Origin of the sequence: Pseudomonas sp. FSL R10-1339 (assembly GCF_009600545.1) — a bacterium.
Lineage (GTDB): Bacteria > Pseudomonadota > Gammaproteobacteria > Pseudomonadales > Pseudomonadaceae > Aquipseudomonas > Aquipseudomonas bubulae.
The window spans coordinates 1-13,751 of record NZ_WIVQ01000116.1; the positions used below are offsets into that span (position 1 = coordinate 1).

The 13,751-nt window shown below is 58.3% G+C and carries 12 protein-coding genes; 11 read left to right on the plus strand and 1 reads right to left on the minus strand.

Annotation, left to right across the window (positions count from 1 at the left end; genetic code table 11):
* The 3 genes from GHO03_RS21720 to GHO03_RS21730 all read left to right on the plus strand — a co-directional run.
* Positions 1–501: thermonuclease family protein (locus GHO03_RS21720; protein ID WP_178110347.1), on the plus strand; the 501-nt coding region annotated here is incomplete at its 5' end.
* Positions 502–683: 182 nt separating this feature from the next.
* Positions 684–1,952 carry a malic enzyme-like NAD(P)-binding protein gene (locus GHO03_RS21725; RefSeq protein ID WP_095000845.1) on the plus strand — a complete coding sequence of 423 codons (1,269 nt, stop codon included), beginning with the start codon at positions 684–686 and terminating at the stop codon, positions 1,950–1,952.
* Positions 1,953–2,198: 246 nt separating this feature from the next.
* A complete protein-coding gene (locus tag GHO03_RS21730; protein WP_240882227.1) occupies positions 2,199–4,229 on the plus strand; it encodes a lipase family protein in 2,031 nt (676 codons plus the stop codon).
* Between the two features lie 58 nt (positions 4,230–4,287).
* Here GHO03_RS21730 and GHO03_RS21735 read toward each other — a convergent pair whose 3' ends face one another.
* Positions 4,288–6,711 (minus strand): penicillin-binding protein 1A, encoded by a 2,424-nt coding sequence (locus GHO03_RS21735; RefSeq protein ID WP_372241778.1) that lies wholly within the window; start codon positions 6,709–6,711, stop codon positions 4,288–4,290.
* Positions 6,712–6,916: 205 nt separating this feature from the next.
* Between GHO03_RS21735 and pilM the strand changes: the two genes are divergently transcribed.
* From pilM to GHO03_RS21775, 8 genes are all read left to right on the plus strand, one after another.
* Entirely contained in the window at positions 6,917–7,879 is a 963-nt protein-coding gene (pilM, locus tag GHO03_RS21740) for a type IV pilus biogenesis protein PilM (protein WP_372241777.1), read from the plus strand.
* On the plus strand, positions 7,879–8,445 hold the full coding sequence (locus GHO03_RS21745) for a PilN domain-containing protein (RefSeq protein WP_095000848.1): 567 nt from the start codon (positions 7,879–7,881) through the stop codon (positions 8,443–8,445). Before pilM ends, GHO03_RS21745 begins: the two co-directional genes overlap by 1 nt.
* On the plus strand, positions 8,442–9,056 hold the full coding sequence (locus GHO03_RS21750) for a type 4a pilus biogenesis protein PilO (protein WP_257010077.1): 615 nt from the start codon (positions 8,442–8,444) through the stop codon (positions 9,054–9,056). Before GHO03_RS21745 ends, GHO03_RS21750 begins: the two co-directional genes overlap by 4 nt.
* 37 nt (positions 9,057–9,093) lie before the next feature.
* Positions 9,094–9,588 carry a pilus assembly protein PilP gene (locus GHO03_RS21755; protein WP_232527659.1) on the plus strand — a complete coding sequence of 165 codons (495 nt, stop codon included), beginning with the start codon at positions 9,094–9,096 and terminating at the stop codon, positions 9,586–9,588.
* A gap of 12 nt (positions 9,589–9,600) precedes the next feature.
* Entirely contained in the window at positions 9,601–10,932 is a 1,332-nt protein-coding gene (locus GHO03_RS21760) for a type IV pilus secretin PilQ (RefSeq protein WP_095000850.1), read from the plus strand.
* Positions 10,933–10,936: 4 nt separating this feature from the next.
* A complete protein-coding gene (gene aroK / locus GHO03_RS21765; protein ID WP_029611693.1) occupies positions 10,937–11,455 on the plus strand; it encodes a shikimate kinase AroK in 519 nt (172 codons plus the stop codon).
* Between the two features lie 130 nt (positions 11,456–11,585).
* The gene (gene aroB / locus GHO03_RS21770; RefSeq protein WP_095000851.1) at positions 11,586–12,686 is read left to right on the plus strand and encodes a 3-dehydroquinate synthase; all 1,101 of its coding nucleotides are present in this window, start codon (positions 11,586–11,588) and stop codon (positions 12,684–12,686) included.
* 10 nt (positions 12,687–12,696) lie between these two features.
* A partial coding sequence (locus GHO03_RS21775) for an AAA family ATPase (RefSeq protein ID WP_153400510.1) occupies positions 12,697–13,751 on the plus strand: 1,055 nt, incomplete at its 3' end.

Here is a 13,751-nt window from a genome sequence, read left to right on the forward strand (position 1 = left end):
GGTAAACAGGCCCGGGATCGTTATGGTCGCACCCTGGCCCATGTATTTGGTGCCGATGGCAGCAACCTTGAAGCCCGATTGCTGGCTGACGGCCTGGGATTTCAGGTGGCTATCGCGCCGAATGTGGCGCTGCTTGACTGTCAGCAAGCCGCCGAGCGCAGTGCGCGCAAGGCTCGTCTGGGCCTTTGGCGGCAGTCGCCGGTGCTGGCGCCGCAACAAATCCGTCGCTCGGGTTTCGCCCTGGTGAGTGGCACGGTCAGTCAGGTCCGGCGCAATCAGGGCGGGCTCTGGATCGACCTGCAAGGCGGCCTGGTGTTGAACATTGCGCTCAGGCAATTGCCCACTTTCGATCAAAAGCAACTGGCCAGGTTGCAAGGTGCGCAAGTCGAGGCCAGAGGTTGGGTTCTGGATCGTTCGCAGCGTGCAGGCGTGAAGGCCGGGCAGGCACGCTGGATGTTGCCTTTAACTCATCCGGGAATGCTTAAAGTCATTGCTCGCTAAAAATTGTAGACAATTTTAAATACAGATTGTGGACACTCCAGCCCTTGTGGGGCGCGGCTCTTGGGCCAAAGTCGTAAGGTAAAGGCCTTGACACTGCTGACTGGTCAGTCTTGTCGGGACTTTGCGACACGCGTATGCTCGGCGATTCGTCTGTCCAACAGCAAAAAAAGCGGAATGCCCACATGTCTGATTTGAAAACTGCCGCTCTCGAATACCATGCCCAGCCACGTCCAGGCAAACTGAGTGTCGAGCTTACCAAACCTACCGCTACTGCCCGCGATCTAGCGCTGGCATACAGCCCGGGTGTAGCCGAACCAGTGCGCGAAATCGCCCGCGACCCTGAACTGGCCTACAAGTACACCGGCAAGGGCAACCTGGTAGCCGTGATCTCTGATGGCACCGCTATCCTGGGCCTGGGTAATCTCGGCCCATTGGCCTCCAAACCTGTTATGGAAGGCAAAGGCGTGTTGTTCAAGCGCTTTGCCGGTATCGATGTTTTCGACATCGAAGTTGATTCCGAGAGCCCACAGGCTTTCATCGACACCGTAAAACGCATCTCCATCACCTTCGGCGGCATCAACCTCGAAGACATCAAGGCACCTGAGTGCTTTGAGATCGAACGTGCTCTGATCGAGCAGTGCGATATCCCTGTATTCCATGATGACCAGCACGGCACCGCTATCGTGACCGCGGCCGGCATGATCAACGCCCTGGAAATCGCTGGCAAAACCCTGGCGCAAGCCAAGATCGTTTGCCTGGGCGCCGGTGCTGCTGCCATCTCCTGCATGAAATTGCTGGTGAGCATGGGCGCAACCATCGAAAACATCTACATGATCGACCGTACCGGTGTGATCCACTCCGGCCGTGACGACCTGAACCAGTACAAGTCGGCATTCGCCCATGCTACCGAGAAGCGCACCCTGGCTGATGCCATGGACGGCGCAGACGTGTTCGTTGGCCTGTCGGGTCCGAACCTGCTGAGCGCTGAAGACTTGCTGCGCATGGCGCCTAACCCGATCGTGTTCGCGTGCTCGAACCCAGATCCGGAAATCTCCCCGGAGCTGGCTCACGCCACCCGTAACGACGTGATCATGGCCACTGGCCGTTCGGACTACCCGAACCAGGTCAACAACGTGCTGGGCTTCCCTTTCATCTTCCGTGGTGCCCTGGACGTTCGCGCCAAGCGCATCAACGAAGAAATGAAAATAGCTGCAGCCAACGCATTGCGTGAACTGGCCAAACTGCCAGTGCCACAAGAAGTGTGTGACGCTTACGGCGGTATCAAGCTGGAATTCGGGCGTGAATACATCATCCCGAAACCAATGGATGCACGCCTGATCACTCTGATCTCCGATGCAGTGGCCAAGGCTGCCATCGAGACCGGTGTTGCAACCCTGCCATACCCGAAAAACTACCCGCTCAAAAGCGTGGATGACGTCTTCAACGGCTAAGGCTGTGTAGCGTCATAAAAAAGCCCCGGCGCTGTAAAGCGTCGGGGCTTTTTTGTTTTCTGCGAAACGGGCACGAAAGGATCTGCAAAATAAGCCTAACCCTTCTACAAAATAGGAATTGTCTTACATTAATTTTTTCGAGCCTCCGTTAATTTCATTCCTTTGTTCCGAGGGGAGCCTGTTCTGAATTCTAAAGAATTCTGAAGTGTGCCCTCTGTTTTATAGGACGTTTTATAGGAATCACGGATGTTCACTCGCCTTCGTCAAAGCCGTTACAGTCAGACCCGCTTTCAACTGATTGACGACCAGGGGGTGAGTACCGCCTATGCAGGGCTGGCCTTTGAGCTGGTTGATCAGCGGGGTAGACGGCACGGCGGTCGTCTGGATGCCTCGGGGGTTGGCAGGGTGCGCAAGGGCGTTGAAGGGCCATTTGCGCTTATGTTCAGGCAGTTGCATGACGCCAGCAATGGCCTGTATTCGCGGTTGATGGGTCGAACGCATTACCCTCTCAAGATCACCGAGCTTCAGGTCAGGGCGGAGCGCACCCGCTTCCTCGACAGGAGCGGTGCGCGCCCGCAGAGCAAGCCGCCATGCATTGATCCCGACAGTGACTATTACCAGATTGAAGTGCGGCATCTGGTCGAGCATGTTTCTCATTTGCCGCCTGAGGCCGGGAGCCTGTTCCCGGTCGAGCGTGGCCCGCTCGGTGTGCATATTGCAGAGGGGCGTCATACGGTGCTGCAGGTGCGTCCCTTGCGGGCCTTGTGCCCGCTGCTGTCCACGGACCCGCAGTTTTGTGCGCTCAATCTCTATCAATTGGCGTTGATGGCCACCCTGGGCAACTGCTCATTTGCTGGGCCGGCCCGCATGTCGCGTGTGCAAGATCCCTTTGGGGAGGCAAGCATGATGGGCTGGCGGGCCAGCCCGGAACAGGCAAAGTCCTATTACCCTTTATATGAAGATGTGCCGTATTCGGCGCGTTTGGAAATTGTGCCTTTCGACCCCGTGCTGTACCCGGCCAATGACCCGCTTTGCGGAATGGCTCAGGAAACTCCGTCTTCAGTGCATTATCGCGGAGATATCCGTTTTGGGGCTCAAGGCGCAGGTGCACAAGTTTTTGTGAGCCATAACGATAAAGTTGTCTTGGTTGCCGTTCATAGCACCTGTACCTGGTCTGATTTGTCACAGGATGCAGAGGCCCCTCAAGTACCCTTTGAAGAGGGTGAGGGCCAGGTACATGGCGGTTTTTACGACGCCGCCAGGCAGGCTTACGAGCTTGTTGACAGGTACATGGACAAGTTCCACTGGGGGCAAGCCGTACTGATTTGCGGACACAGCCAGGGCGGGGCAATCGGTTTGATCCTTGCCCAAATGTTGATCCAGCTGAGGGCCTGTGAGGTGCAGCTCTACACGTACGGAGCCCCTCGCGCAGCGGACGCAACCTTTGTTCGCGCGGCACAGGGGCTGGTGCATCAGCGCATGGTTAACCATAACGATCCTGTCCCCGGGGTGCCCGGCAGCTGGATGAACCGCCCATTGTCGGCCTGTTGTGCAGGCACGGTACTCAGTTTCGTGAACGTACCCGCAGGTTTTGGCGTGTTTGTGGCGGGCCTGAGCCGTTTGCTCGCAGAGCCTTATCAGCATCACGGAACCTTGCGCCACTTTATGCCGCTGGAGTTTGCTCAGGAGATGAGGTCGCATGTCCTGTGGGATCCGCTTAGCAAGACGATCACCCAGCATGCCGTCAGCCATGCGGTACTTGAGCAAAACAGTGCAGCACCCGAATCAGAGGGGGGGCTCAAGCCACGGGTCGATGCAGGCCAGCCGTTTATGATCGACAGTTATATTCCCAGTTGCTGGGCGGTTTTGCGCCGCAGCCAGCAAGCGCTGCAGGCCCGGTGTTCACTGGTGACCGAGCGTGAGGTGTTGTTCGTGGATCAGGCGCTTGAACACGTCGCGCAGCAACTGCGGGTTAAGTACCGTGAGGTAATGACCTGTGCGGGCGGTACGTTTGAAGAGCAGGTAGAAGCCATGAACCTGCTCATGCGCGAAATGAGCAATGTCCATAAAACCCGCAAGCGCTTGTACCTGCTGAGGTTTCGGGTGCCGACCCGGGCAGATGTGTATGGGCAGTATGCGCAACAGCCCGGTGTGCTGGCTGAAAGTCTGGAGCGCTGGGAGTCTCACAGCGAGAGCACGCGTATCGATCAACTGGCGATGGCGCCGATCGATGAGCTGTTTGCAGGGGGTGTGCCTGTGGATCACCTGCTTGCTTGAGCCTGCCAGGCTGCACGTTGCAAGCGCCCAGGCGCTCTGCAACGTGCAGCCCTGTTGATCAGAACAGGTCTATTGGGGCGCCGTCATCTGCCGGCAGCGGGCTGCCCGGTGCTACGTTGTTGCCCAGTTCGCTGTTGGTGGGCGGTGTGTCTTCGCTCTTGAACAGTTCAAAGTAGGCGCCAGGGGTGCCTGGAGACGCGATACGGCCGCTGGACGGATCAATCCGCAAGCTGAGGATGCCTTCGGGTTCTGGCTGCGTATGCGCAGGCTTGTCTTTGAGCGCGCCCCCCATGTACGTCATCCAGATCGGCAGCGCGACGGTGCCGCCGTATTCGCGACGGCCCAGGCTTTCGGGCTGGTCGAAACCGGTCCAAACAGTGGTCACATAGTCGGCGTTGTATCCTGAGAACCACGCATCCTTGGATTCGTTGGTCGTACCGGTTTTACCTGCCAGATCGGTGCGGCCCAGCGCCAGGGCGCGGCGGCCGGTGCCGAGCTTGATCACGTCCTGCAGCATGCTGGTGAGGATGTATGTGGTGCGCCCGTCGACAATCCGCTCGGTTACTGCTTGCGTCTCGACAGTGGGCAGGCCCGGTGCGGCATTGATGGTGTCAACGGTCAGCGCTGCGGCTTCAGGCGGCACATCCTTGCTGTCGGCTTTAGGCACGCTTGGCGGGTTGGCCACGAACAGGGTTTCGCCATTGCGGCTTTCGATTTTGTCGATCAGATACGGCGTGATCTTGTAGCCGCCGTTGGCGAATGTACTCCAGCCGGTGGCAATCTCCATTGGCGTCAGGGTGGCAGTACCCAGGGCCAGCGACAGGTTGCGCGGCAAGTCCTGTTTGTTGAAACCGAACTTGCTGATGTAGTCGACGGTGCGGTCGACACCCAGGCTTTGCAGCAAGCGGATGGAGACCAGGTTGCGCGACTTGTACAGTGCTTCACGCACGCGGATCGGGCCGAGGAAGGTGTTGGTGTCGTTCTTCGGGCGCCAGACCTTGTCCAGATATTCATCGACAAACACGATGGGTGCGTCGTTGACCAGGGTGGCGGCGGTGTAGCCATTATCCAGTGCGGCGCTGTAGATGAATGGTTTGAAACTGGAGCCCGGTTGGCGCTTGGCCTGCATCGCCCGGTTGTAGTTGCTTTGCTCAAAGGCGAAACCGCCCACCAGCGCGCGAATGGCGCCGTTGTCCGGATCCAGGGATACCAGTGCGCCTTGCACGGTGGGCACCTGGCTGAATTTGTAGCTGCCGTCGGTCTGCGGTTGTACGCGAATCAGATCACCGACCTGGGCGACATCCGAAGGCTGTTTGGGCATCGGCCCCATGCTGTTGGTGTTGAGGAACTTGCGTGCCCATTTCATGGTGTTCCAGGCGACGTGCGCCTCACCGGTGCGAGTCAGTACTTGAATGCCATCCTTGTCGACCTGGGTCACGATGGCCGGTTCAAGACCGCTGATCGGGCGCTGCTTGGCCAGTTCCTGAGTCCATACGGCCAGGGTCTTGCCCGGCAGGCGTGACTCTGGGCCACGGTAGCCGTGACGCTGGTCGTAGGCAATCAGGCCTTCATGAACGGCGGTGTTGGCCAGTTCCTGAAGGTCACTCGGCACCGTGGTAGTCACACGGAAGCCTTCGGTGTACGCCTCGCTGCCATAACGGCCGACCATTTCGGCACGGGCCATTTCGGCGATGTAGGGGGCGCTCACTTCCGGCGTTGGCACGTGATAGCTGGCGTTGACCGGCTCGGCGATCGCCGCTTGATAGCTGGCCTGATCGATTTTACCCAGCTTGTACATACGCCCCAGGATCCAGTCGCGGCGCTCTTTGCTGCGCACCGGGTTGGCCAGCGGGTTAAACCGTGAAGGGGCTTTGGGCAGGCCGGCGATCATCGCCATCTGCGCCAGGCTCAGGTCGCGGATCGATTTGCCGTAGTAAACCTGGGCTGCGGATTCGATACCGTAAGCGCGGTTGCCCAGGTAAATCTTGTTCACGTACAACTCAAGGATCTCGTCCTTGGTCAGCTCGCGTTCAATTTCGAGAGCCAGCAGGATTTCGTTGGTCTTGCGCGAAAAGCTTCGCTCGCTGGAGAGGAAATAGTTCTTCGCCACCTGCATGGTGATGGTGCTGCCACCTGATTGTATGTGTCCGCTTTTTACCAACTGGGTAGCGGCACGCATCAGGCTGCTGGGGTCGACCCCGTAATGATTGGCGAAATTGTCATCTTCTGCAGAAAGCAGGGCATTGATGAAATTGGGCGGAATGTCGGCGAACTTGATCGGTGAGCGGCGCATTTCGCCAAACTCTGCGATCAACTTTCCGTCGCTGGTGTAGACCCGCAAAGGAATCTGCAACTGGATGCTTCTCAACGACTCTACAGACGGCAAGCCAGGACTAAGATAGAGAAACGCGCCGCTCAACACGAGCAACAGCCCGCAGAACACGGCAACGAAAGACCACCCGAAAAACTTCAGCAGACGAATCAAGGCTTTTGGATTTCCAGATCAAGAAATGGGTTTGCACGTCAGGGTAGTGCGCAGTTGCGCCGGGTCGACGATACGGAAAAAACGCCCGGCATTATAAGCATTTTTCGCTCATGAACGTCATGAGCCGCATGTCAGAACAGGTTTTGAACGGATCTCATTTTTTACCCTCCGTAAGTTACGGATTGCATTAGGGAAAACAAAGGTGCCCGGATTATTTCCTCAAACACGTCAGCGCTGTGTCGGCGTACAAATCGGCCAGCAGTCGATCAAGCTCGTCGAGCTGAGCCGTTCACAGGGCCGGTTCAAGCTACAGTCCTATGCCATGGAACCCCTGCCAGCCGGGCTTGTGAATGATCAGACCGGCGCAGAGGCCAAAAGTGTCGTCCCAGTGCTTCTCAGGGCGCTGGAAAAGGCCCAGGTAATCGCCAGGGACGCCATTATCGCGATGCCCGATGGTCAGGTGATCTGCAAAAGCCTGGAGGTGGAGGCAGGCTTGAGCGAAGTAGAGCTTGAGCTTCATGTGCGGTTTGAGGCTGAGCAGTACATACCTTATGCACTGGATGACATGGCACTGGATTTTGAGCTCCAGGATCACCCGTCGAACCATACCGGGCCGGCCCGCGTGCTGATGGTGGCGTGCCGCCAGGAAGCACTGGAGTGGCATTGTTCGGTCTTGACCGGTGCGGGATTGGTCCCGCGGGTGGTTGCCGTGCAGGCTCATGCCCTGGTGCGGGGCGTTGAGGCAATGACTGCAGGCCAGGCACTGAACGGGGCCGTGGCCGTGGTCGATTTTACACCCCATACAATCCTGCTGAGCATCGTGCAGCAGGGTCAGGTCATTTACGTCCGGGAGCTGCTTTGCGGGCAGGCCACTGCAGGGGCGCAAGCATTCGAAACCACGATTGTCGAAGAGCTGGAGCGAGAGCTTGGGCTGTTTGCCGACTCCGGAGTTGATGGGCGGATCGGCCTGATCGTATTGGCCGGTGAGGCTGCCATGGATCCGCTGCTGGCTCAGCGGGTTGAATCCCGTCTTGGCACGCCGACACGCATCGCCAACCCGTTTGCGTTGATGGACCTCGATCCCTCACTCACCCCTGAAGCCTTGCTTTGCGATGCCCCTGTGTTGTTGACTGCCTGCGGTCTGGCCTTGAGGGGGTTTGATTAATGGCGAGAATCAATTTGTTGCCCTGGCGCGCGTTGTTGCGTGAAAAGCGGCGCAAACGTTTTTTGATGGTGCTGGTGGCCCTGTCTTTGCTGGCGGTGGCCGGCCTGTTTGCTGCTGACCACTTTATCGACACCTTGGTAGAGGAGCAGATGGAGCGCAATGACCTGATCCGCAGTACCACGTTCCAGCTGGATGGGCGTGCGGAGCAGATCGACCAGTTGAAAGTGCGCCGGGAGCAATTGCTTGAACGCATGCAAACCATAGGCATGTTGCAGAGCAGCCGGTCGAGCAGCGGGATCATTTTGGAACAATTGGCGCGCAGCTTGCCGGAAGGTGTGCATTTCACCGACGTGAAAATGACCGAGGGCACCATTGTCATCACAGGGATTGCCCAGTCCAACAACCTTGTCGCCCAGCTGATGCGAAATCTCGATGCTTCGCACTGGCTGGATACGCCGCAACTCAATGACGTCAAGGCAGACCCTGCCCAGGCAGGCGGGCAGGAGCGCCTGTTTCAGATGACGGTGCGTGAGGCCCGACATACCCCTTCCGGGGGGGCATTGTGATACCTGCGCACTGGCTCGTTAGCCTGCGCAATTTCGACCTGCGCGAACTGGCCCCGGGTAACATGGGCGCCTGGTCGCCAGCCCGCAAAACAACCGTGGCTCTGGTGTGGCTGGGCCTGGTGCTGGTGTCGGGTCATGCGCTGCTGCTTCAACTGCCTTCTTCCCGGTTGCAACAGTTGCACGAGACTCAAACCACGCTGAAGGCGGAGTTTGAATCCAGGGTCGCACAGGTTGCCAATCTGGATGCTTATGGGATGCAAGTTCACAGGCTGGAAGCCGGGTTCAGTGCGTTGCTCAAACAACTCCCCGCTCAGGCACAAGTGCCCGAATTGCTGGATGAGATTTCGCGGTTGGGTCTGAGCAATGGTCTGCTGGTCGAGCACATTCAGTGGCTCCCTGAAGTCCTGCAAACGTTCTATGCCGAACTGCCACTGCAGATGACCCTCGTCGGGGGCTATCACGAACTTGGCCTCTTCGTCAGCGCCATGGCCAGCCTGCCGCGCATTGTCACCTTGCATGACCTCAGCCTTGCGCCGAGCAACGGTACCGGTGATGGTCAACTGCGCATGACGCTGCTGGCAAAGGCCTACCGAACCACGATCAAGGACTGATCCCATGGGTGTTTGTTTGCGAGTGTTTGGCGCCGGATTGCTGGCAAGCCTGGCAGGGTGTGACAGCCCGCAGACTACCGCAGACCTGCACAGTTATTTACAGGCTACGCAGGGGCATGCGAGCAACGCCATTGAGCCGCTCCCCGTGATCAGTGTCGGGCCTGTGTTTGCCTATGGATCGATGGGTTTGCGCAATCCTTTTCAGGCTATAGGGGGGGGAGGGGACGGCAGTTGGCAGGTCAGCCTTGCCGGCGATGAACTTGACGCGGACCGGCCCCGGCAGTTTCTGGAAGGCTTTGATCTGGAGCAGTTCGAGATGGTTGGCATGCTGTCCAGTGAATCGCAGGCAAATGCCTTGCTGCGGGCCAATGGTGTTATTCATCGCTTGAAAGTGGGGGATTACCTGGGGCGCAACAATGGCCAGATTGCTTCGATCCAGGCGCACCAGATTGAAGTATTTGAACTGATTTCCGATGGTCGGGGCGGTTGGTTGGAAAGGTCCCTGACGATTCCTTTAAATCAACAGTCTTAACGGATAAACACCATGAAAAGGATTTCACCGGTCTGCGTACTGGCGCTATGGAGTGCGCTGAATTCGCAGTCAATGCTGGCGGCTGGGCAGGCCGCGCCATCATCCGTCAAGCGCTCGCAGTATGTGGGCGAGCCCATGTCCCTGAGCGTGCAGAATCTTGATGTACGCACGGTACTGCAATCGCTGGCGGATTTTACCGGGTTCAACCTGATGGTCAGCGACACCGTAAAGGGCAGCATAACCCTCAGTTTGCAGGATGTGCCTTGGGATCAGGCGCTGGAGCTGGTGCTTGAGAGCAAGGGGTTGGGGAAGCGTCTTGAAGGTAATGTGTTGTTGATCGCGCCCCTGGAAGAGATCGCAGCCCGCGAGCGCCCTGAGCCTGCGCCTTTGCGTCGGGAGTTGGTGCAAGTCAATTACGCCAGGGCGGCAGATATCGTCATGCTGTTCCAGTCAGTGACCGGCGGGCAGCCCGGCATCGAGGGGCAGGGCACGATCACGGTGGATGAACGCACCAATACCATCATTGCTTATGAATCGAGTGAACGGCTGGAGGAGCTGCGGCGCATCGTGGCTCAACTGGACGTGCCAGTGCGTCAGGTGATGATCGAAGCCTGGATTGTCGAGGCAGGCGTGGACTTCGAAAAAAGCCTGGGTGTGCGTTGGGGGGGAGCGCTAAACAATGGTGGCCTCTGGAAAGCCGGTGGTATTACCCAGCCTGCGGCGTCCGGGGCTGCCCCGGGCAACGTTAGTGCGCCCTTTGTTGATTTGGGTGTTTCGCGAAATACCTCGGGCTTGGGCATCGCCTTCATCACCAACAATGTGTTGCTGGACCTGGAACTGACGGCCATGGAAAAAACCGGTAATGGGGAAATTATCTCGCAACCCAAAGTGGTTACTGCGGATAAGGAAACCGCCAAAATTCTTAAAGGCACCCAAATTCCTTACCAGCAGGCCAGCAAAACCGGGGCTACATCGGTTTCGTTCAAGGAAGCCTCATTGTCACTGGAGGTGACGCCGCAAATCACTCCGGACAACAGCGTCATCATGGCCGTCGTAGTGACCAAGGATGAGCCCGATTACATGAGCAGGCTGCAGGATGTACCGCCCATCAAGAAGAACGAGGTCAGGGCCAAGGTGCTGGTCAAGGACGGTGAAACCATCGTGATTGGGGGAGTGTTCTCAAAAACTCAAAGCAAAGTGGTAGATAAAGTGCCATTTTTAGGCGATCTGCCGTATGTTGGCCGACTTTTCCGTAGAGACGTTGTCCTGGAAAAAAAATCCGAACTGCTGGTGTTCCTGACTCCGCGTATCATGAACAACCAGGCGATTGCTGTGAGTCATTGATTCTGTGCGAAATTTGATTCTTGTTGGGCCAATGGGGGCTGGAAAAAGCACCATCGGACGTTTGCTGGCCAAAGAGCTGCACCTGCCGTTCAAAGATTCCGATAAGGAAATTGAAGTGCGCACGGGTGCCAATATCCCGTGGATCTTCGATAAAGAAGGCGAGCCGGGCTTTCGCGATCGTGAAACAGCCATGATTGTCGAGCTGTGCCATGAAAATGGCATTGTGCTGGCCACCGGTGGTGGCGCGGTCATGCGCCCGGAAAACCGGCAAGCGCTGCGCAATGGTGGGCGCGTGGTGTATTTGCACGCCTCCATCGAGCAGCAGGTGGCGCGCACCTCCCGTGATCGCAACCGGCCACTGCTGCGCAATGCCAACCCGGAAAAAATCCTGCGCGACCTGCTGGCTGTGCGCGACCCGCTTTATCGTGAAATTGCCGACCTGGTGGTTGAAACCGATGAGCGGCCGCCGCGCATGGTGGTGCTCGATATCCTCGAGCGCCTGGCCCAGCTTCCTCCCCGGTAGTCGCTGCACAGACCATTAAAGTGCGATACGAAATGCGCTATTCTCGGCGCCGAGCATGCCTTTTTACGGCATGCCATCACTTGATAATTGCGAAGCAGGGCGCTGGCGCCGTGCTTCAACGCGGGGTTTCATGCAGACAGTGAAGGTTGATCTAGGCGAGCGTAGCTACCCGATTCATATTGGCGAAGGTTTGTTGGATCAGCCGCAGTTGCTGGCTCCGCATATCGCCGGGCGCCAGGTGGCGATTGTGACCAATACAACGGTCGCGCCACTCTATCTTGAGCGCTTGACGCGTAGCCTCGCGCAGTTCTCGGTGTTGCCGATCATCCTGCCCGATGGCGAGTCGTTCAAGAATTGGGAAACCCTGCAGCTGATTTTCGATGGCCTGCTCACAGCACGTCATGATCGACGCACCACGGTGATAGCGTTGGGTGGGGGTGTTGTCGGTGACATGGCCGGTTTTGCTGCTGCTTGTTACCAGCGCGGAGTCGATTTTATCCAGGTGCCGACCACTTTGTTGTCCCAGGTCGATTCGTCCGTGGGCGGCAAAACCGGGATCAACCACCCTTTGGGCAAGAACATGATCGGTGCCTTCTATCAGCCCAACCTTGTGCTGATCGACACCCAGACCCTCAACACCCTGCCTGCCCGCGAATTGTCCGCAGGGCTGGCTGAAGTCATCAAATATGGCCTGATATGCGATGAGCCGTTCCTGACCTGGCTTGAAGACAACATGGATGCGCTGCGATCCCTGGACCAGGCGGCCCTGACTGCCGCGATCCAGCGTTCGTGCGCGGCCAAGGCTGAAGTGGTCGGCGCCGATGAGCGCGAAGCGGGTGTGCGTGCAACGCTCAACCTGGGGCATACCTTTGGCCATGCCATCGAAACCCATATGGGCTACGGCGTGTGGCTGCATGGCGAGGCCGTCGCTGCGGGCACCGTGATGGCACTGGAAATGTCTGCCCGCCTGGGCTGGATCACCGATGCCGAGCGTGATCGAGGTATCCGGATCTTTCAGCGTGCCGGTTTGCCAGTGGTGCCGCCCGTCGAAATGACCCCGGCCGACTTTATGCAACACATGGCAGTTGATAAAAAAGTGATCGACGGTCGTATGCGTCTGGTGCTGTTGCGCCGCATGGGCGAAGCCACAGTGACTGACGATTATCCACAAGAGGTTCTACAAGCCACGCTGGGTGCGGATTACCGCGCGCTGGCTCAGCTTAAAGGTTAATAAGATCCCGATGACTAGTTTGCATGCCGACGAGGCGTTCCTCGGTCACTTCCAGCTCACCCACGACCCCTTTGCACCGCGGGTTCCGGGCTTCAAGTTTTTCCCGGCCCAGCGCAAGCCGGTTCTGGGGCAGTTGCATCACCTTGCCCGCTACAGCCAGTTGCTGCTGGTGGTCACCGGGCCTGAGGGCAGCGGCAAAACCTTGCTGCGCCAGGCGTTGGTGGCGAGTACCAACAAGCAGTCGGTGCAAAGTGTCGTGGTCTCGGCGCGTGGGGCCGGCAATGCCGCCGGTATCCTGCAGCAAGTGGCGCAAACCCTGAATGTGGCGCGCCCTGACGTGGGCTCCATTCTGGCGCAAGTGGTGCAACTGGCGCTTACGGGGCAAGAGGTCTACCTGCTGGTCGATGATGCCGAACAGCTCGATGAGTCTGCGCTGCAAGCCTTGCTGGCGCTGGCTGCGGGTACGCCAGAGGGGCGTCCGCACGTGTTCTTGTTCGGTGAGCCGTCGATGATTGCCGGTCTTGAGGAGCTGAGCGCTGATGAAGAACGCTTCCATGTGGTCGACCTGCAGCCCTATGATCTCGAAGAAACCCGCGAATATCTGGCCCAGCGCCTTGAAGGTGCCGGGCGCGGGATCGAACTCTTTAGCGCTCAGCAGATCTCAGATATACACGAGAGCTCTGAAGGCTGGCCCGGGATTATCAACCAGGTCGCCCGTGATGCAATGATCGAAGCCATGATTGCCAGCCGCTCAGCGGTCAAGCGTCCAAGTATGGGGTTCAAGATGCCGAAGAAACACGTATTGGCCATTGGTGCAGTAGTGGTAGTGGCTGTCGCTGCTGCCGTTTTGATTCCGGGCCGTGGCAAGGCGCCTGTTGCGCCGGATGCCGAACAGACACAGCTGGGGCAGGCCACACCCAATGGCGGGGCCAAGCCGTCGGTGGATTTCGCCGGTTCTTCGCAGCCGATGCCGTTGCCGTTGGTGGGGCAGTCTCAGCCGGTGATGCGTGGTCCGCTGGCTGAAGCGGCCGGTGGGATCTCCGAGGGCGACGATGGCGGTGTGCC

Coding starts and splice junctions, on each gene's coding strand:
- GHO03_RS21725 (WP_095000845.1), top strand. CDS start 684: ATGTCTGATTTGAAAACTGCCGCTCTCGAATACCATGCCCAGCCACGT.
- GHO03_RS21730 (WP_240882227.1), top strand. CDS start 2,199: ATGTTCACTCGCCTTCGTCAAAGCCGTTACAGTCAGACCCGCTTTCAA.
- GHO03_RS21745 (WP_095000848.1), top strand. CDS start 7,879: ATGGCGAGAATCAATTTGTTGCCCTGGCGCGCGTTGTTGCGTGAAAAG.
- GHO03_RS21760 (WP_095000850.1), top strand. CDS start 9,601: ATGAAAAGGATTTCACCGGTCTGCGTACTGGCGCTATGGAGTGCGCTG.
- aroB (WP_095000851.1), top strand. CDS start 11,586: ATGCAGACAGTGAAGGTTGATCTAGGCGAGCGTAGCTACCCGATTCAT.